The 17,275-nt window shown below is 71.3% G+C and carries 18 protein-coding genes, 1 tRNA gene and 1 pseudogene; 11 read left to right on the top strand and 9 right to left on the bottom strand.

The features are described from left to right. Positions 1-14 precede the first annotated feature (14 nt). Positions 15-683 (bottom strand): hypothetical protein, encoded by a 669-nt coding sequence (locus C8E83_RS10845; protein WP_121369904.1) that lies wholly within the window; start codon positions 681-683, stop codon positions 15-17. A 35-nt stretch (positions 684-718) separates the two neighbouring features. Here C8E83_RS10845 and C8E83_RS20095 point away from each other — a divergent pair. The 3 genes and pseudogenes from C8E83_RS20095 to C8E83_RS10835 form a co-directional block, all read left to right on the top strand. Next, a pseudogene (locus C8E83_RS20095) lies at positions 719-1,271 on the top strand (ATP-binding cassette domain-containing protein); the annotation flags it as partial. A 227-nt stretch (positions 1,272-1,498) separates the two neighbouring features. Further along, positions 1,499-2,605, top strand: coding sequence for an ATP-binding cassette domain-containing protein (locus tag C8E83_RS20090; protein ID WP_425454777.1), 1,107 nt, complete (start codon positions 1,499-1,501; stop codon positions 2,603-2,605). Beyond that, positions 2,602-3,126 (top strand): hypothetical protein, encoded by a 525-nt coding sequence (locus C8E83_RS10835; protein ID WP_121369902.1) that lies wholly within the window; start codon positions 2,602-2,604, stop codon positions 3,124-3,126. The genes C8E83_RS20090 and C8E83_RS10835 overlap by 4 nt, the downstream gene beginning before the upstream one ends. A 198-nt stretch (positions 3,127-3,324) precedes the next feature. On the opposite strand, the gene C8E83_RS10830 is transcribed toward C8E83_RS10835, so the two are convergent. Further along, positions 3,325-3,828: a MarR family winged helix-turn-helix transcriptional regulator gene (locus C8E83_RS10830; protein WP_121369901.1), complete on the bottom strand. Its 504-nt coding sequence runs from the start codon at positions 3,826-3,828 to the stop codon at positions 3,325-3,327. A 146-nt stretch (positions 3,829-3,974) separates the two neighbouring features. On the opposite strand from C8E83_RS10830, the gene C8E83_RS10825 reads away from it, so the two are divergent. Beyond that, positions 3,975-4,046: transfer RNA gene (locus tag C8E83_RS10825), tRNA-Gln, on the top strand. An 18-nt stretch (positions 4,047-4,064) separates the two neighbouring features. On the opposite strand, the gene C8E83_RS10820 is transcribed toward C8E83_RS10825, so the two are convergent. The 3 genes from C8E83_RS10820 to C8E83_RS10810 are packed head-to-tail and all read right to left on the bottom strand — an operon-like array spanning position 4,065 to position 7,090. Then, positions 4,065-4,895: an IclR family transcriptional regulator gene (locus tag C8E83_RS10820; protein WP_245981595.1), complete on the bottom strand. Its 831-nt coding sequence runs from the start codon at positions 4,893-4,895 to the stop codon at positions 4,065-4,067. A 4-nt stretch (positions 4,896-4,899) separates the two neighbouring features. Continuing rightward, positions 4,900-5,844 carry a beta/alpha barrel domain-containing protein gene (locus C8E83_RS10815; RefSeq protein WP_121369899.1) on the bottom strand — a complete coding sequence of 315 codons (945 nt, stop codon included), beginning with the start codon at positions 5,842-5,844 and terminating at the stop codon, positions 4,900-4,902. Then, positions 5,837-7,090, bottom strand: a complete 1,254-nt coding sequence (locus C8E83_RS10810; protein ID WP_121369898.1) for a CaiB/BaiF CoA transferase family protein — start codon at positions 7,088-7,090, stop codon at positions 5,837-5,839. The genes C8E83_RS10815 and C8E83_RS10810 overlap by 8 nt, the downstream gene beginning before the upstream one ends. A 156-nt stretch (positions 7,091-7,246) precedes the next feature. Between C8E83_RS10810 and C8E83_RS10805 the strand changes: the two genes are divergently transcribed. From C8E83_RS10805 to C8E83_RS10800, 3 genes are all read left to right on the top strand, one after another. Continuing rightward, positions 7,247-8,617 (top strand): MFS transporter, encoded by a 1,371-nt coding sequence (locus tag C8E83_RS10805; protein ID WP_121369897.1) that lies wholly within the window; start codon positions 7,247-7,249, stop codon positions 8,615-8,617. An 87-nt stretch (positions 8,618-8,704) separates the two neighbouring features. Then, entirely contained in the window at positions 8,705-8,836 is a 132-nt protein-coding gene (locus tag C8E83_RS20025; protein WP_281270806.1) for a hypothetical protein, read from the top strand. Between the two features lie 29 nt (positions 8,837-8,865). Further along, positions 8,866-9,078 (top strand): PhlB family protein, encoded by a 213-nt coding sequence (locus C8E83_RS10800; protein ID WP_121369896.1) that lies wholly within the window; start codon positions 8,866-8,868, stop codon positions 9,076-9,078. Positions 9,079-9,117: 39 nt separating this feature from the next. Here C8E83_RS10800 and prpB read toward each other — a convergent pair whose 3' ends face one another. From prpB to C8E83_RS10785, 3 genes are read right to left on the bottom strand one after another with little or no spacing between them, the layout of a single operon-like run. Further along, a complete protein-coding gene (prpB, locus tag C8E83_RS10795) occupies positions 9,118-10,011 on the bottom strand; it encodes a methylisocitrate lyase (RefSeq protein WP_121369895.1) in 894 nt (297 codons plus the stop codon). After that, positions 10,011-11,561, bottom strand: a complete 1,551-nt coding sequence (locus C8E83_RS10790; RefSeq protein WP_121369894.1) for an MmgE/PrpD family protein — start codon at positions 11,559-11,561, stop codon at positions 10,011-10,013. Before C8E83_RS10790 ends, prpB begins: the two co-directional genes overlap by 1 nt. After that, positions 11,558-12,232, bottom strand: a complete 675-nt coding sequence (locus C8E83_RS10785) for a GntR family transcriptional regulator (RefSeq protein ID WP_121369893.1) — start codon at positions 12,230-12,232, stop codon at positions 11,558-11,560. Before C8E83_RS10785 ends, C8E83_RS10790 begins: the two co-directional genes overlap by 4 nt. 213 nt (positions 12,233-12,445) lie before the next feature. Between C8E83_RS10785 and C8E83_RS10780 the strand changes: the two genes are divergently transcribed. Beyond that, positions 12,446-13,153 (top strand): FadR/GntR family transcriptional regulator, encoded by a 708-nt coding sequence (locus tag C8E83_RS10780; protein WP_121369892.1) that lies wholly within the window; start codon positions 12,446-12,448, stop codon positions 13,151-13,153. Here C8E83_RS10780 and C8E83_RS10775 read toward each other — a convergent pair. Continuing rightward, a complete protein-coding gene (locus C8E83_RS10775) occupies positions 13,150-13,992 on the bottom strand; it encodes an amidohydrolase family protein (RefSeq protein ID WP_170159914.1) in 843 nt (280 codons plus the stop codon). The two genes, C8E83_RS10780 and C8E83_RS10775, sit on opposite strands and share 4 nt — an antisense overlap. 186 nt (positions 13,993-14,178) lie before the next feature. Here C8E83_RS10775 and C8E83_RS10770 point away from each other — a divergent pair, with 186 nt between their 5' ends. Genes C8E83_RS10770 through C8E83_RS10760 form a run of 3 tightly spaced genes read left to right on the top strand, consistent with a single transcriptional unit; the run spans position 14,179 to position 17,254 of the window. Further along, a complete protein-coding gene (locus C8E83_RS10770; protein WP_121369890.1) occupies positions 14,179-14,922 on the top strand; it encodes an SDR family NAD(P)-dependent oxidoreductase in 744 nt (247 codons plus the stop codon). A gap of 5 nt (positions 14,923-14,927) precedes the next feature. After that, the gene (locus C8E83_RS10765) at positions 14,928-15,923 is read left to right on the top strand and encodes an aldo/keto reductase (RefSeq protein WP_121369889.1); all 996 of its coding nucleotides are present in this window, start codon (positions 14,928-14,930) and stop codon (positions 15,921-15,923) included. Then, complete coding sequence (locus tag C8E83_RS10760) at positions 15,920-17,254, top strand: enolase C-terminal domain-like protein (protein ID WP_121369888.1); 1,335 nt, start codon at positions 15,920-15,922, stop codon at positions 17,252-17,254. Before C8E83_RS10765 ends, C8E83_RS10760 begins: the two co-directional genes overlap by 4 nt. Positions 17,255-17,275: the final 21 nt, after the last annotated feature.

Here is a 17,275-nt window from a genome sequence, read left to right as displayed (position 1 = left end):
GGTGGGCGCGGCCCTCAGTGGGCCGGGCGGGCGCGCCTCGAAGCGTCGCCCCGAGTGGCGCGGGCCGAGTCGGGAGCGGCGCGGTGGCTGGGCCGGCGAAGCGACGCGGGGTCGAGCTCTGCGATCCTGAGGCCTGACTCGGCGGCACGGGCGAGCATCTCGGCGGGGTAGTGGCGGCCCCGGTCGGCGAGGTCGAGGGCGACGAGGTCGCTGCGCCAGGCGGCACGTGTGCCCGTAGTGTTGCGGATCGCCGCGCGGGGGCGAGGTGCTCGGGCGGGGCCGGCGATCTCCGCCCGGCCGAGGTCGCGAAGGCGGGTCAGGAGTCGGCCGACACCCGACGTAGGCTCGCCCTTCGGGGCCACGGCCACGTCGGCGTCGCCGCGGACGACCGCCGAGACGAGTGTCTCGACCTCCTGAACGGTCGGCTGGCTCTCGGGCCCGGTCATGACGACGACGGACCCGGTGGAGGCGGCGAGCCCGGCCGAGGCCGCTGCGCCGAATCCGTGCTGGGGGACGACGACGAGAGTGGCGCCGGCCGCCCGGACGATGTCGACGAGGTGCGCGGCGGGGCTGTGCACCGCGACGATGGCGCGGTACCCCTCGGGGAGGCGCGACATGAGGCGAGCGAGATCCGCGCCGGTGGCGAGGGCGGGGATGATGACGTCGACGTCGACGGTGTCCATGGCGTGCTCCGATCCCGGTCACCCCAGCGGCGGCCGTGTCATGTCTTCGGAGCCCCGTCGCGGCCGGCTGGCCCGTCGACCCGAACTGGGGGCACGGCCGGGTCGCCTACCCTGGGAGGGTGGCACACCTCCTCGGCGCTGAAGCGCTGCACCTCGAGTTCCCGACCCGCGTCGTCTTTGAGGGCGTGACCCTCGGCATCGACGAGGGCTCGCGCATCGGGGTCGTGGGCCGCAACGGCGACGGCAAGTCGACGCTCATGTCGCTCCTCGCAGGGCGGCTCGAGCCCGACTCCGGCCGGGTGACGGTGCGTCGCGGCACGACGATGGGGGTGCTCGACCAGCGCGACATCCTGCCCCTCGACCTGATCGTGAGCGACGCCATCGTCGGCGGGCGCGACGAGCACGAGTGGGCGGGCGATCCGAAGATCCGCGACGTGATCTCGGGCCTCGTCTCGGACATCCCGTGGGCGGCGGCGATCGGCGATCTCTCGGGTGGTCAGCGGCGTCGGGTCGCGCTCGCGAAGCTCCTCGTCGGCGACTGGGACGTCCTCTTCCTCGACGAGCCCACCAACCACCTCGACGTCGAAGGCGTGGCGTGGCTGGCGGCGCACCTCAAGACCCGCTGGTCGGCGAACCAGGGGGCTCTCGTGGTCGTCACGCACGACCGGTGGTTCCTCGACGAGGTCTCGACCGACACCTGGGAGGTCCACGACGGCATCGTCGAGCCGTTCGAGGGCGGCTACGCGGCCTACGTGCTCCAGCGCGTCGAACGTGACCGCGCCGCCGCCGTGACCGAGGCGAAGCGCCAGAACCTCATGAAGAAAGAGCTCGCGTGGCTCCGTCGCGGCGCGCCGGCTCGCACCGCGAAGCCGAAGTTCCGCATCGAGGCCGCCAACGCGCTCATCGCCGACGAGCCGCCGGTGCGCAATCAGGTCGAGCTCAGCCAGATGGCCACCTCGCGGCTCGGCAAAGACGTGGTCGACGTCATCGACGCCGGCGTCTCGTACGGCGACCGCGAGGTGCTGCGCGACATCGAGTGGCGGATCGCTCCGGGCGAGCGCACCGGAGTCCTCGGCGTGAACGGCGCCGGGAAGTCGACCCTTCTCAAGCTCGTGACCGGCGACGTCCTGCCGACGACCGGCCGGGTCAAGCGCGGCAAGACGGTGAAGTTCGCAGTGCTCGACCAGCAGCTCGCCGACCTCCACGAGTTCGCCGACGATCGCGTCTCGACCGTGGTCGGCCGCTTCCGCACCTCCTACGTTGCCGGCGGCAAGGAGATGACGCCCGGCCAGCTGCTCGAGCGCCTGGGCTTCACGACGCCGCAGCTCCAGACGGCGGTGCGCGATCTGTCGGGTGGCCAGAAGCGGCGGCTGCAGCTCCTGCTGATCCTCCTCGACGAGCCCAACGTGCTGATCCTCGACGAGCCGACCAACGACCTCGACACCGACATGCTCGCAGCGATGGAGGACCTCCTCGACTCCTGGCCCGGCACCCTCCTCGTCGTCTCGCACGACCGCTACCTCCTCGAGCGCGTCACCGACCAGCAGTACGCCGTGCTCGACGGCCGCCTCCGGCACCTGCCCGGCGGCGTCGACCAGTACCTCGCGCTGCGGCGTGAGGGCGCAGGATCAGGCGAGGCCCGCACCGACCGACCCACCTCGGCCGGCTACGTCGCACCTCCCACCGCCCCGGCGCTCTCGGGCGCCGAGAAGCGCAACGCCGAGAAGGAGGTCGCGTCGCTCGACCGCCGCCTCGCGAAGAACGGCGCCGATCGCCGGGCCCTGCTCGACAGCTTCGCCGACCACGACCAGAACGACTATGAGGGCCTCGCCGCCCTGCAGCAGCAGGTCGCCGCGCTCGAGACGACGATCGAAGAGCTCGAGGCGCGATGGCTCGAGCTCAGCGAGCTGCTCGAGCAGTGACCACGCCGGCCGACGAGAACACGCGGGAGTGGCGGAGCGTCGTCACCTCGCCGGTGCTCGTGGGGGCGTCCGTGGTGCTCGGTGTCGCGACCGCGGTCGTGCTGGTCTGGTGGCTGGTGGTGGGCGGTGATCTCGACTTCGTGGTGATCCTGCTGGCACTGGTGCTCGCCACCGGGTTCGTGTCGGCCTCGGCCAGGGTCGTCGTGACGGTGGGTGCGTCCGGGCTGACCGCGGCGTCGGCGTTCTTCGGGTTCCACTGGACCAGGCTCGAACTCGACGACATCGCCGACGCGCGAGTCGACACCGTGTCTCTCGGCAGCTGGTTCGGGTGGGGCTACCGGGCGTCGCTCGGCGGCAGCGCGCTGCTGCTCGTGGGTCGGCGGGCGCTCGTCGTCGAGCTGGTCACCGGCCGCGAATTCACGATCACGCTGCCCGATCCGGAGTGGGCGCTCGCCGCGCTGCTCGCGGCCGCCGACGCCCGCGGTGACGTCGCCGGGCCGGGGTCGCTCGACCTGCCGTAGTCCGCATCTTCGCTTCCACGACGCTTAAGCGGTTCGGGAGGAAGTGTCGCCCGTTCCTGTTCCGTTCGGGAGGAAGTTCTCGGCTTTCGGGAGGAGTTGTGGCTCATCCCGCACACTCCGGAGGACAACGCCGGGCTTTCCAACGCCCCCGGAGGAACGCGCCCGCGAACACCCTCCGAAACGTAGCCCGCTCCGGGGTCAGTCGCCGAGGGTCAGCGCCAGCGAGCGGAGCAGGGCCGTGAGGGTCTCGCGATCCTGCGCCGAGAGATCACGCAGGAGCTCGGCCTCCGCCTGCACCAGATTCGCGATCGCCCGGTCGGCTGCCTCGGCCCCCGACGGCGTCATCGTCACGAGGATGCCCCGGCCGTCGCGTGGGTCGGTCCGCCGCTCGACGAGGCCGCGCTCGACGAGCCTGTCGATGCGGTTCGTCATCGTGCCGCTGGAGACGAGCGTCTGCGTCAGCAGGGCCTTGGGCGAGAGCTGGTAGGGGCGGCCTGCTCGGCGCAGGGCCGACAGGACGTCGAACTCCCACGACTCGAGGTCGCTGGCCGTGAACGCCGCGCGGCGAGCCCGGTCGAGGTGCTTCGAGAGGCGGCCCACGCGGCTGAGGACGTGCAGCGGCGCGAAGTCGAGGTCGGGCCGCTCGCGGTTCCAGGCGGCGACGATGCGGTCGACTTCGTCTTGCGCGCCCTGCCCTGACATTCGTCCATTATGTCGTGCGCGGTTCTGGGGCGGCTGTTCGCGGGCCGGGGCTGCTCTCTGTTCTCTCGAGGGCCCCAGTGGCTCGCGGCGAGGTCTGGCAGACTTGTCGGGCGCGTTCGTCGCGTCTGCCGCGCTCGTCGCGGCGGTCCGCCTTGGTGTAATGGCAGCACGACAGCCTTTGGAGCTGTTAGGTCTAGGTTCGAGTCCTGGAGGCGGAGCACTGCGAACGCCGGCCGTCAAGCCGGCAGCCGACCGCCGATCAGCCGCGTGGCCTCTTCGGCCGCGGCGACGAGGGGTTCCCCGAGTGCTGCGAGCCGTGCGGGGTCGATGCGGTAGGTGGGGCCGCTGATGCCGAGGGCGCCGAAGACGTGGCCGGTGGAGTCGAAGATCGGCGCCGAGATGCCGGTCGCGCCCTCGTCGCGTTCGTCGGATGTGGTGGCGAAGCCGAGCCGGCGGGTGTCGTCGACGACGCGACGGAGCTCGTCGGCCTCGACGATGGTCGACGGGGTGAACGCTTCGAGCGGCGCCTGCAGGATCCGTGCGAGAGCTTCGTCGTCCCAGGCGAGCAGCACCCGCCCGGCTGAGCCGGTGTGGAGGGCGAGGATCTTGCCGATGTGCATCTCGCGGCGGATCGCGTGGCGGGTCTCGGCCATCGCGACGCAGACGCGGAGATCGTGCTCGTTGCGGAAGATCGTGACGGTCTCGTCGGTCTCGTCGCGGAGGGCGGTGACGACGGGCTGGAGCACGTCGAGCTCGGCGAGGCCTCGGGTGGCGGGGGCTGCCCAGTAGGCGAGGGTGACGCCGATCCTGTAGCCGTCGCCGTCGCGGTCGAGGAACCGCTCGGCGACCATGTTCGACACCAGCCGGTTGACGGTCGAGGTCGGGAACCCGGTGGCGGTGCGGATCTCGGCGAGGGTGAGCACGGGGCGCGACAGGGTGAACGCGTCGAGGATGCCGCGGATCTTGGCGAGCACCAGGAGCGGCGAGATGCCGGGCGACAGGGGTCGCGGGGGCTCCTGGCTCATGTCGGCACCGCCTGTTCCGGGTTCTGTGGTGGGGTCGCTCATGAGACTATCCGGCGGGGATGACCCACTCGAACGCGTGCGACGTCGACCGGGCGCCCTCGGCGGCCTTCGACCGGTTGGGCTCGGCGACGTCGGCGACGAGGCCCTCGCCGAGGCGGACGAGGTCGGCGAACGTCGACGGGGTGATCCAGGCCGGTCGGAGGGCGAAGAGGAGGTCTTCGGTGGAGGTGTTGCCGCTGGCACCGGGGGCGAAGGGGCAGCCGCCGAGACCTGCGAGTGCGCCGTCGAGTGCGGCTGCTCCCGCGCCCACGGCTGCCAGCGCGTTGGCGACGCCGAGGCCCCAGGTGTCGTGGCCGTGGAAGTAGACGCGGTCGAACGCGGTGTCGTCGAGGGTGCGGGCGACGAGGGCGGCTACCTGGGTGGGGACGGCCTGCCCGATGGTGTCGCACACGGCGATGCTCGACGTGCCTGCCACGCGGGGGTCGGTGGCGATGGCGATGACCCGGTCGGGGTCGACGGCGCCGTCGAAGGGGCAGGTGAACGACGTGGCGAGGGTGAGCTGGATCCTGCCGCCGGCTGAGAGGACCTTCTCGAAGGCGTCGGGCATCGCGTCGAGGCTCTGCTCGACGGTGCGGCCGACGTTGGCGAGATTGTGGCTATCGGTGGCCGAGAAGCAGTACTCGAAGTTGCGGCCGCCGGCGTCGAGGGCGCGTTCGATGCTGCGCGGGGTCGCGGCCCAGATCCAGCTCTTGTCGAGTTCGTCGGGGGTGAGCGCCTCGATGACGTCGAGGGTGTTGGCCATCGGCGGCACCCGGTCGGGGCGGGCCATCGCGCCGATCTCGATCTCGGTGAACCCGAGCGCGAACAGGCCGCGGGCGAGGCGCACCTTCGCCTCGGTCGGCAGCAGCGACCCGGTGAGCTGGAGGCCGTCGCGGAGGGTCGCGTCGCGCAGCACGACGTCGTCAGCGCGGGGGTAGGCGAAGTCAGGCACGGACGGCTCCCTGCGTCTCGTCGAGGTACGCCTCGATCTCGTCGGCGGGGCGGTGCAGGAGCTCGGAGAGCACCTCGCGAGTGTCTTCGCCGAGGTCGGGGCCGAGCCGCCGGATGTCGCGGGGAGCATTGCCGATCTGCGGCACGATGCCGGGGAACCCGATGTCGTGGAGCGTCTCGTCGCCGATCGACACGTCGCGGCGCTGGATCATGCCGCGCGCCGCGTATTGCTCGTCGGCGGCGATGTCGGCGGCCGTGTAGATCGCGCCGGCGGGGACGCCCGCGGCGTCGAGCGCGGCGAGCACCTGGTCGACGGTGTGCGACGAGGTCCACGCGGTGATCGCGTCGTCGAGCTCGTCTCGGTGCGCCCAGCGCAGCCGGTTGTCGCCGAGGTCTCTGCGGGTCGCGAGGTCGGGGCGGCCGATGACGCCCATGAACCTCGTGTAGATGCCGTCGCCGTTCCCGGCGATCACGACCGAGCGGCCGTCCTCGCAGAGGTACGCGTTGGTCGGGGCGATGCCCTCGATCCGGCCGCCGGTGCGGGTGCGGTTCACCCCGAACGCCTCGTGATCGGGCACGAGGGACTCCATCATCGACAGCACCGACTCGCTGAGGGCGACGTCGACGGTGCGGTCGGCGAGCGGAGCGGGTGCGTCGCCGCGGCGCTCCCGGGCGACGAGGTCGTAGAGCGAGAGCACGGCGCCGAACGCGGAGTAGAGCCCGGCGATGGAGTCGGCGATCGAGATGCCCATCCGCACCGGGGCGCGGTCGGGGTCGCCGGTCAGCTCGCGCAGGCCGCCGACGGCCTCGGCGATCGCGCCGAACCCGGGCTGCGACGACTGCGGCCCGGTCTGGCCGAACGCCGAGATGCGCACGACGACGAGCCGCGGGTTCGCGGCGTCCATCACCTCGGGGGAGAGACCCCAGCGCTCCAGCGTGCCGGGGCGGAAGTTCTCGAGCACCACGTCGACCTCGGGCAGCAGGTCGAGCACCAGCTGCCGGCCGGCGTCGCTGCGGAGGTCGGCGACGACGCTGCGCTTGTTCCGGTTGATCGTGCGGTAGAGCAGCGACGTCGTGCCGCGGTGCAGACGCCAGGTGCGCAGCTCGTCGCCGGTGTGCGGGCGCTCGATCTTGATGACGTCGGCGCCGAAGTCGGCGAGAAGCCGCCCGGCCGTCGGGGCCGCGATGAAGTTGCCGAGCTCGAGCATGCGAACGCCCTCAAGAGGCTGGGTTCGTGGAGCAGTCATGAGCCCACCATATGGTCATCAGCCCACGATGTGAAGAAAAATGTGCCAGAACTCTTCCGTTCGGTGCGCCATTCGGTCTACAGTCGCAAGCGTCCACGATGTGATCCTGGTCCTACATCGTGGGCACCTGGCCGTTCATTCAAAGGAGAACCGACCATGGCCGTCACACCCGACACGCAGACGCGGCTGAGCAACTCGGTCGACGCGCAGCTCGACCGCATGCCCGTCGGTCGCGTTCACCGGAAAGTGATCGTGGCCATCGGCCTCGGGCTCTTCTTCGACATCTACGAGGTGTTCCTCTCCGGATCGATCTCGACCGCCCTCGGCGTGCAGTTCAAGATCACCGGCACGACGCTGTCGCTGCTGCTCGCCTCCGCCTTCATCGGCATGTTCGTCGGCGCCTCCGTGCTCGGCGGCCTCGCCGACCGGTTCGGCCGGCGCAAGGCGTTCCTCTTCAACCTCATCTGGTACTCCGCCTGGTCGCTGATCGCCGCGTTCTCGCCGACCGCGTGGTTCCTCATCGTCGCCAGGTTCCTCGCCGGCGTCGGCGTCGGCGCCGAATACCCCGTCGCCGACGCGTACCTCTCCGACGTGCTGCCGAAGGACAAGCGCGGCCGCCTGGCCTCCTGGGCCTACACCTGCTCGTTCATCGCCGTGCCGATCGTCGGGTTCCTCGCCCTGTGGCTGAACTCCGCGAACCCGGGCGGCATCCCCGGCTGGCGCTACATGCTCGGCCTCGGCGGCGTCGGAGCGCTCGTCGTGCTGTTCCTCCGGCGGGGCCTGCCCGAATCGCCGCGCTGGCTCGCCCGCGTCGGCCGGAACGACGAGGCCGTGGCAGCGCTCCGCGTCTTCGCGGACGGCGCCGGGGTCGCCGTCGAACCCGTCACCGGCGGCGAGGGGCAGGATCCTGCGCCCCAGACCACGCGCGCACCTCGCCTCACCCAGCAGCCCTACGCGAAGCGCATGGTCATGCTCGTCGTGTTCCACCTGTTCCAGGGCTGGGGCTACTACGGCTTCGGCACCCTGTCGTCGCTCGTGCTCGTCGCCAACGGGCAGTCGGTGACGCAGTCGCTGCTGTACACGGCGATCTCGTTCCTCGGGTACCCCGTCGGGTCGGTGCTCGCCGTGCCGCTCATGCGGTACGAGCGGAAGTACCTGCTGATCGGGTCGATCCTCGCGATGGCGCTGTTCGGAATCCTGTTCGCGACGTCGTCGCTGCCCGTGCTCATAGTGGTCTTCGGATTCCTCACCACCGCGATCAGCAACGTGTTCTCGAACGTCTACCACGTGTACCAGGCCGAGATCTTCCCGACCACTCTGCGCGCCACCGCGGTCGGGCGCACCTACTCGCTGTCACGGCTGTCGAGTGCCGCGCTGCCGTTCATCCTGCTGCCCGTGCTCACCGCGTTCGGCGCACCCGTCATGTTCTCGTTGGTCGCGTTCGTGCTGCTCATCATCACCGGCTTCGTGATCGGCATCGGGCCGAAGACCAGCTACCGCTCCGTGGTCGAGATCAACCCCGAGTGACGTCGGCCACCCGTCGTCAGCTGCGAAACACGTACACGACGATGGAGGCTTTGTCGCCCGGTCGGTGTGCGTCGCTCATCTCGGAGGATGACTCCTCCCGTCGCGGACAGCGCCGCGGTTCGACTGACCGAGGCCCTCGATGTCGTCGCCGAAGGCAACCTGACGACAGAAGGCGACAGTCGCGACGAGCTGGTCGCTCGGGGCCGCATCGTCGCGTGAGACGATGCCCTGGCGACGAAGGGGGACCCATGGGCCAGAAGTGCGACTCGTGCGGCCGCGCAATCACCGGCACGCCGGTGCGGACTCCGACGCGGACGCTCTGCGAGGAGTGCGGCGCGACGTTCCAGGGCCTGGCCGCGGGGCTGATCGCGGGCCACGACAACGTCGGGCAGGCGATCGCGACCGAGGGCTGGTACCAGCGGCTCCGGAAGCTCCGCGCCGCCAAGCGCGAGCAGCGCTAGCCGACCACGCAGCGGCCGTCGCCGCGGCGCGGCCTCGCCTCAGAGGCTGAAGTTGTAGAGCGAGGTGTCGAAGGTGTTGTAGGCCTCGTAGTCGAGCAGCTCGTAGAGGCGGGCGCGGGTCTGCATGCCGGCGACCTCGCCCCGGAGCGAGCCGGTGGACTGCAGGGCGTCGAGGCCGCGCTCGGCCGCGCCCATCGCGATCCTGAGCAGGCTGACGGGGTGGATGACGAGGTCGATGCCGACGGATTCGAGCTGCTCCCAGGTGAACAGCTCGCTCTTGCCGAACTCGGTCATGTTGGCCAGGATCGGCACGTCGACGGCCCTCCGGATCGCCGCGAACTCGTCGAGGGTGGCCATCGCCTCGGGGAAGACCGCGTCGGCTCCTGCATCGACCAGCTGCTTCGCGCGATCGGCCGCGGCGGCGAGCCCGTCGATGGCGCGGACGTCGGTGCGGGCCATGATCACGAGGTTCGGGTCCCGGCGGGCGTCGACGGCGGCGCGGATCCGCTTGATCGCGGTGTCGGCGTCGACGACCGACTTGCCGTCGAGGTGGCCGCAGCGCTTCGGGTTGACCTGGTCCTCGATGTGGAGGCCGGCGACTCCTGCGTCTTCCAGGGTCTGCACGGTGCGGGCGACGTTCATCGGCTCGCCGAAGCCGGTGTCGGCGTCGACGAGGGTCGGCAGGTCCGTGATCCGCGAGATCTGCTGAGCGCGCCCGGCGACCTCGGTGAGGGTGGTGAGGCCGATGTCGGGCAGGCCCAGGTCGGCGGCGATGACGGCGCCCGAGATGTAGACGCCGTCGAAGCCCTTCTCCTGGATCAGGCGGGCCGACAGGGGGTTGAAGGCGCCGGGCATCCGCAGCATGCGGGGGCCGGCGAGGGCCTCACGGAAGGCGGCGCGCTTGGCGGCGGGGGCGACGGTCGAGTACAGCATCAGAAGAGTCCTTCCGGGGCGACCGGCAGCACGCCGGGCTTCGCCGTGATGGTGAGGCCGCCGAGCTCGTCGGCGGTGAGCTGCGGCAGGCGCGAGGCCACGTCGAGGAACCTCTCGATCTCGACGGCATCGAGCGCAGGAGCCGCCAACCGCCGGAACTTCGCGACGTAGTCGGGGCGCGTGAACGGCCTGGCCCCCAGGGGGTGCGCGTCGGCGACGGCGATCTCGTCCACGACCCGCGACCCGTCGACGAGGTCGATCTCGACGCGGCCGCCGAACGCCTTCTCGGCGGGGTCGAGCGAGTGGTAGCGGCGGGTCCACTCCGGGTCTTCGGCCGTGGTCACCTTCTTCCACAGCTCGACGGTGTCGGCCCGGCCCGCGCGCTCGGGGGCGTAGGAGGCCTCGTGGTCCCAGGCGCCGTCCTGCAGGGCGACGGTGAAGATGTAGGGGATCGAGTGGTCGAGCGTCTCGCGCGACGCTTCGGGGTCGTACTTCTGCGGGTCGTTCGCCCCCGAGCCGATCACGTAGTGCGTGTGGTGCGAGGTGTGCAGCACCACGCGGTCGACGGCCGCAGGATCGCGAAGCTCCGGCCGCGAGGCGCCGAGGCGCCGGGCGAGGTCGATCCAGGCCTGCGCCTGGTACTCGGCCGAGTGCTCCTTGGTGAAGCTGTCGAGGATCGCCCGCTTCGACTCGCCCCGGCCGGGCAGCGGCACCTCGTAGCGGGCGTCGGGGCCATCGAGCAGCCAGGCGATCACGCCGTCCTCGCCCTCATAGATCGGCGTCGGGCTGGTCTGCCCGCGCATCGCCCGGTCGATCGCCTCGACGGCGACCTTCCCGGCGAGGGCTGGGGCGAACGCCTTCCACGACGAGATCTCGCCCTTGCGGGACTGCCTCGTCGCGGTCGTCGTGTGCAGCGCCTGCCCGATGGCCTGGAAGATCGTCTCCGGTGTGAGGCCGAGCATCGCTCCGATGCCGGCGGCCGCGCTGGGCCCGAGGTGCGCGACGTGGTCGATCTTGTGCGCGTGCAGGCTGATCGCCTTCGCGAGGTCGATCTGGATCTCGTAGCCGGTGGCGATGCCGCGGACCAGCGCCTCGCCCGTCGCGCCGACGTGCTGCGCTGCGGCCAGGATCGGCGGGATGTTGTCTCCGGGGTGAGAGTATTCGGCCGCGAGGAACGTGTCGTGGTAGTCGAGCTCGCGCACCGCGACGCCGTTCGCCCACGCGGCCCACTCGGGGCTCACGCGGGCGGGCTCGGGGAGGCCGACGACGGTGGAGCCGCGGCGGGTGCCTGCTCCTGCGCACTCGTTCTCTCGAGTGCGCGGCACGAAGGGGTGCGCCTCGGCCTGGCCCCGCGCGGCGACCGCGCTGGCCCGGGTGAGCGACGCCGCGGCGACGGCGGCGTTGTCGATGACGCGGTTGATCACCATCTCGGTGACGTCGGCGTCGACGGCGACCGGGTCGGCGGCCAGCTCGGCGAGGCGCCAGGCCAGCTGCTCGGTACGGGGGAGAGCGTCGCTGCTCGGGTGGACTCGGACTTCGTGGAGGTTCATGGTCGGCCGTTCGTCGGAAGGAGAGGAGTGGGGGCGGAAGACAGGGACGACAGGATCCAGCGGAGGCTGGCCGCGAGGTGCACGCTCGTCGCGTCGGCGGCGAGCGCCGCATCGCCGTCGACGATCGCGTCGACGATCAGGAGGTGCTCTTTCGCGGCGTCGAGGAGCCGCCGCGGGTCGTCGTGCGAGAGGCGGCGGACGCGGGCGGCGTGAGTGCGGACGCCGGCGAGCGCCGAGCGGAGGTACGCGTTGCTCACGGCCCGGTCGATGGCGGCATCGAAGAGCGCCACGGTGTCGAAGTACTCGGGCACGCCCGAGTCGCCGCGGGCGAGGAGAGCCGGAGTGCGCTCGAGGGCCTCGCGGACGACGGCGAAGTCGTCCACCCGGCGATGCCGGGCGGCGTGCTGAGCCGCCTGGCGCTCGAGCGCGGTGCGGAGCTCGAACAGGTCGCGGACGTCGTCGACCGACACCGGGCTCACGATCAGCCCGCGCCCGCCGGTCGGCTGCGCCAGACCGTCGGCGGTCAGCCGCGAGAGCGCCTCGCGGACGGGGGTGCGGGAGAGGCCCAGGCGCTGCGACAGCTCGACCTCGGCGAGAACCGTGCCCGGTTCGAGTCGCCAGTCGACGATCTCGTGTCGGAGGCGCTCGTAGGCGCTGTCGCTGGCTCTCATGTCACCCCGATGTATGCACAGAAGTCGTTGAACCGCCGGATTCGCGGTCCATCTCGACCCAATGTATACACGGCGACAAGCAAGTGCAATGCCGACATGGCCGCGAGGATCCCACGACGGCCGAGCACCTGAACCGGCCCACCCGACGCCTAGGCTGAGGTCGCGCGGCGCTCGCCGAGAGGGCGCGGGCGCACCCGAGAACAGGAGCACGACGTGGCCCTCACCGACGACGCGATCATCAGGATCCAGCAGATGATCGTGTCGGGCGAGCTGAAGCCCGGCCAGCGGCTACCGCCCGAGAAAGAGCTGAGCGAGGCTCTCGGCCTCTCGCGCAACAGCCTCCGTGAAGCGGTCAAGGCTCTCGAACTCGTGCGCGTCCTCGACGTCCGGCGGGGCGACGGCACCTATGTCACCAGTCTCGAGCCGGCACTCCTGCTCGAGGCCGTGGCGTTCGTCGCCGACATGCACGACGGACGGTCGCTGGTCGAGATGTTCGCCGTGCGGCGCATCCTCGAGCCCGCCGCGGCCGCCCTCGCCTCCGCGAAGCTCACCGACGACGACCTCGCCGAGCTGCGCGCGATGCTCTCCGAGTCCGACGACGACACGGGCGTCGAAGACCTCGTCGCGCACGACATCGAGTTCCACCAGCGGATCGCGAGAGCCTCGGGCAACGCCTACCTCTCGGGCCTCCTCGACGCGCTCAACAGCCGTACCGTGCGGGCCAGGATCTGGCGCGGTCTCAGCGAGGGCGGCTCCGTCCGGCGCACCCTCGACGAGCATCGGCGGATCCTCGACGCGCTCGAGGCGCGCGACCCGCAGCTGGTGTCGTCGCTCGTGGCGTCGCACGTGCAGGGGGTCGAGCGGTGGCTGCAGGGGCGCGGTGACGGTCCGCTGGATCCTGCGACCCTGCCGGTCGCCTAGAGGTCGTCGCCGGGGGCGGCCGGGTAGACCCGCGCGGCGTTGGCCGTCGCGATCCGCTGCCAGGTGGCGTCGTCGACCCCGATCGCGTCGCGGACGATCCAGAACCAGTCGGTGTAGTCGTCGGACGTCTGAGGTGAGACCGGCCAGTCACTGCCCAGGATCAGGCGATCGGCGCCGGCCAAGTCGGCCGCGGCCCGGAGGAAGGGCGCGGCCTGAGGACCCAGCGGGCGCGAGCGGTCGGACTCGGCGGCGAGCCCGGAGAGCTTGACCGTCACGTCGTCCAGGGCGAGGAGGGCCTCGAGCCCGCGCAGCCAGGCCCGGCCCTCGTCGCTGTCGATGCCTGATCGCAGCGGGGGCTTGCCGAGATGGTCGAGCACGAGTCGCAGCCCCGCGACATCACGGAAGGCGGCGGCGACCAGAGCCACCTGATGCCAGACGACGCCCAGGTCGAAGGCGAGCCCTCCGCGGGCGACGCGCTCCAGCCCCGCGAGCAGGAGGGGTGACGAGATGAGGTCGTCGGGGTCGGCCTGCAGGAGTCGCCGGATGCCGACCACGCCGGGCACGTCGCCCAGCTCGTCGAGCCAGGGCTGCACCGCGTCCCCGCGTTCGACCGGGGCGAAGGCCACGATCGACGTCGGCGCCGGCCAGTCGAGACCGGCCACCCAGCGCGCCTCGTCGAGCCCCTCGCCGTCGAGGCAGTCGGCCTGCACGAAGACCAGGCGGTCGGCGCCCGACGGCAGATCGGCGGGCAGGCGAGGCGCCGCGGCGTCGCCGAGCCACGGGTAGTGGAGGCGCGCGGGATCCCACACGTGCACGTGCGTGTCGGTCAGGGGGGTCACGGTCACTCCTTCGTGCACTCACACATCCTATCTGTGACGGAGTATTCCGGCGTCGTCCTCGATGCGGGTGCGGTTGACGGCATAAAGGTAGGATGAATAGGCTTTCCTTGATCGCGAACTCGAGGAAGAGGAAGCCATGCGACGAGCACGTCCCCGCGCAGAGCGCCACGAGATCCGGGTCGGCGCATGAGCGCGCTCGAGGGAGTGCGCGCCATCGTCACCGGAGGAGCCTCCGGCATCGGGGCCGCCATCGCGGCGAGGATCGTCGAGGGCGGCGGCAAGGTCGTGGTCTTCGACCGCACGCCGCTCGACGGCGACACCCCCTCGCTCGTGGTCGACATCATCGACACCGTCGCCGTCGAGAAGGCCGTCGCCGAAGCGGACACGCTGCTCGGAGGCCTCACCGCGGTCGTCAATTGCGCCGGCATCGGCGCGCAGGGCGACGTCACGGCGAACGACGACGACGAGTGGCTGCGGGTGCTCGACGTCAACCTGCTGGGCACCGTTCGCGTGTCGCGGGCGGCGATCCCGATCCTGCGCCGAGCCGGTGGCGGAGCAATCGTCAACGTGTCGAGCATCGCAGCGACCGCCGGGCTGCCCCAGCGAGCCCTCTACAGCGCGTCGAAGGGGGCGGTCTCGGCCCTCACCCGGGCCATGGCCGCCGACCACCTCCGCGAGGGCATCCGCGTCAACGCGGTGAACCCCGGGACCGCCGACACCCCCTGGGTGCAGCGTCTGCTCGACTCGGCGAGCGATCCGGTCGCCGAGCGCGCTGCCCTCGCGGCGCGACAGCCGACCGGGCGTCTCGTGGCCGCGCCCGAGGTCGCCGAGGCCGTCGCCTACCTGCTGAGTCCCGCGGCCGCGTCGACGACCGGCATCGAGCTCGCGGTCGACGGCGGCATGCAGGCCCTTCGCCTGCGCCAGAGCTGACGACCGTGGACCCACTCGCCATCCTGTCGCGCCTCGGACTCGGCACCGCCCAGTTCGGCAACCTCTACGTCGAGTCCTCCGACGCCGAGGCCGAGGCCGCGGTCGAAGCCGCGTGGGAGGCCGGCATCCGCTCTTTCGACACGGCCCCGCACTACGGTCTCGGCCTGGCCGAGCGCCGCCTCGGCCGAGCGCTCCGAGGCCTCGAGCGCGACGCGTACGTGATCTCGACCAAGGTCGGGCGCGTCCTCGAGCCGAATCCCGACTTCGCGCCCGGCGCACAGGACGACCAGGGCTTCGTCGTCCCCGCCTCGACCCGCCGCCGGTGGGACTTCTCGCGCGACGGGATCCTGCGCTCGCTCGACGACAGCCTCACGAGACTGGGTCTCGATCGTGTCGACATCGTCTACCTGCACGATCCCGACGACCACTGGGAGATCGCCTCGACGGAGGGCATCGAGACTCTGCTCGACCTCCGCGCGCAGGGGGTCGTCGGGGCCGTCGGCGCCGGCATGAACCAGGCCGCGATGCTCACGCGATTCGTCGAGTCGTTCGACGTCGACGTCGTGCTGGTGGCCGGACGCCTCACTCTGCTCGATCAGAGTGCGCTCGCAGAGCTCGTCCCCGCGGCGAGACGACGAGGCGCCAGGATCGCCGCCGCCGGCGTCTACAACTCCGGCATCCTCTCGAGCGCCACGGTCGCCGACGACTCCCACTACGACTACGCGAAGGCGGCCGACGGCGTCGTCGAGAGGGCGCGCGAGATCGCCCGGGTCGCCGAGCGTCACGGCACGACGCTCCCGGCCGCCGCCGTGCAGTACCCGCTGGGGTTCGACGCCGTCGCCTCGGTCGTCGTCGGCGCCGGCACGGCGCGGCACGTCCACGACGCGGTCGAGCGAGCACGCGCGCAGATCCCCGACGCCTTCTGGCAGGAGCTCGACGAACTCGCCCTCGTCCCCTCCTCGACCCGCCATCATCAAGCCCTCCCCGGAGCATCATCATGAGCACACACACCACCCCGACCACGATCACCGGAGTCCGTGTCGTCGACGTGAGGTTCCCCACCTCGCTCTCGGCCGACGGCTCCGACGCGATGAACAAGGACGGCGACTACTCCGCCGCCTACGTCGTCCTCGAGACCGACGGGCCGCTGCGCGGCCACGGCTTCACGTTCACCATCGGCCGAGGCAACGACCTCTGCGTCGAGGCCGCCCGCCAGCGGGCGCTGCCCCTCGTCGGGCTCGCCGTCGACGAGGTGCTCGACGACATCGGCGGCTTCTACCGGCGGCTCGCCGGCGACACGCAGCTGCGCTGGCTCGGCCCCGACAAGGGCGTCGAGCACCTGGCGCTCGCCGCGGTCATGAACGCCGTCTGGGACATGGCCGCCCGGCGGGCCGGCAAGCCCCTCTGGCGCCTCCTGGCCGACATGCCCGCCGAGGAGCTCGTCGCCACCCTCGACCTCACCTATCTCTCCGACGTCCTCACCGCCGACGAGGCCGTCGAGATGCTGCGCGCCACAGAGCCCGGGCGTGCCGATCGGATCGCCGTCCTGGCAGGCCAGGGCGGGTACCCCTGCTACACGACGTCCGCCGGGTGGCTCGGCTACTCCGACGACAAGCTGCGCCGCCTCCTGAACGAGGCGATGGACGACGGCTACGACTACGTGAAGCTCAAGGTCGGTGCCGACGTCGACGACGACGTGCGCCGCCTCCGCATCGCCCGCGAGGTCGTCGGCCCGGAGGTCAGGATCGCCATCGACGCGAACCAGGTCTGGGACGTGCCGGAGGCCATCGAGTACCTGGCGCGCCTGGCCGAGTTCGAGCCGTACTGGATCGAGGAGCCGACGAGCCCCGACGACGTCCTCGGGCACGCCGCGATCCGGCGGGCCGTGGCGCCGATCCGCGTCGCGACGGGGGAGCACGGCATGAACCGCGTGCTCTTCAAGCAGCTGCTGCAGGCGGAGGCCATCGACTTCTGCCAGATCGACTCGGCGCGCCTCGCGAGCATCAACGAGATCATCCCCGTCTACCTCATGGCGAAGAAGTTCGGCGTGCCGGTGTGCCCGCACGCCGGCGGGGTGGGTCTCTGCGAGCTGGTGCAGCACCTCTCGATCTTCGACTACGTCGCCGTGTCGACGACGCTCGACGATCGCATCACCGAGTTCGTCGACCACCTCCACGAGCACTTCGTCGAACCGTGCGTCGTCGAGAACGGCCGCTACACGATCCCCGCCGCGCCCGGCTACAGCGCCGAAATGCATGAGTCCAGCCTCAGCGAGTTCGCCTTCCCGGACGGCTCCTACTGGGCTGCGTCGCGCGCGGCCCTCGCCTCCTGAGACCCCTGATCCGAAAGGCAC

The organism is Frondihabitans australicus (genome assembly GCF_003634555.1).
In the GTDB taxonomy this organism is placed as follows: domain Bacteria; phylum Actinomycetota; class Actinomycetes; order Actinomycetales; family Microbacteriaceae; genus Frondihabitans; species Frondihabitans australicus.
The sequence above is the reverse complement of the archived record's forward strand: the minus strand, read 5'-3'. Positions and strand labels throughout refer to the sequence as shown.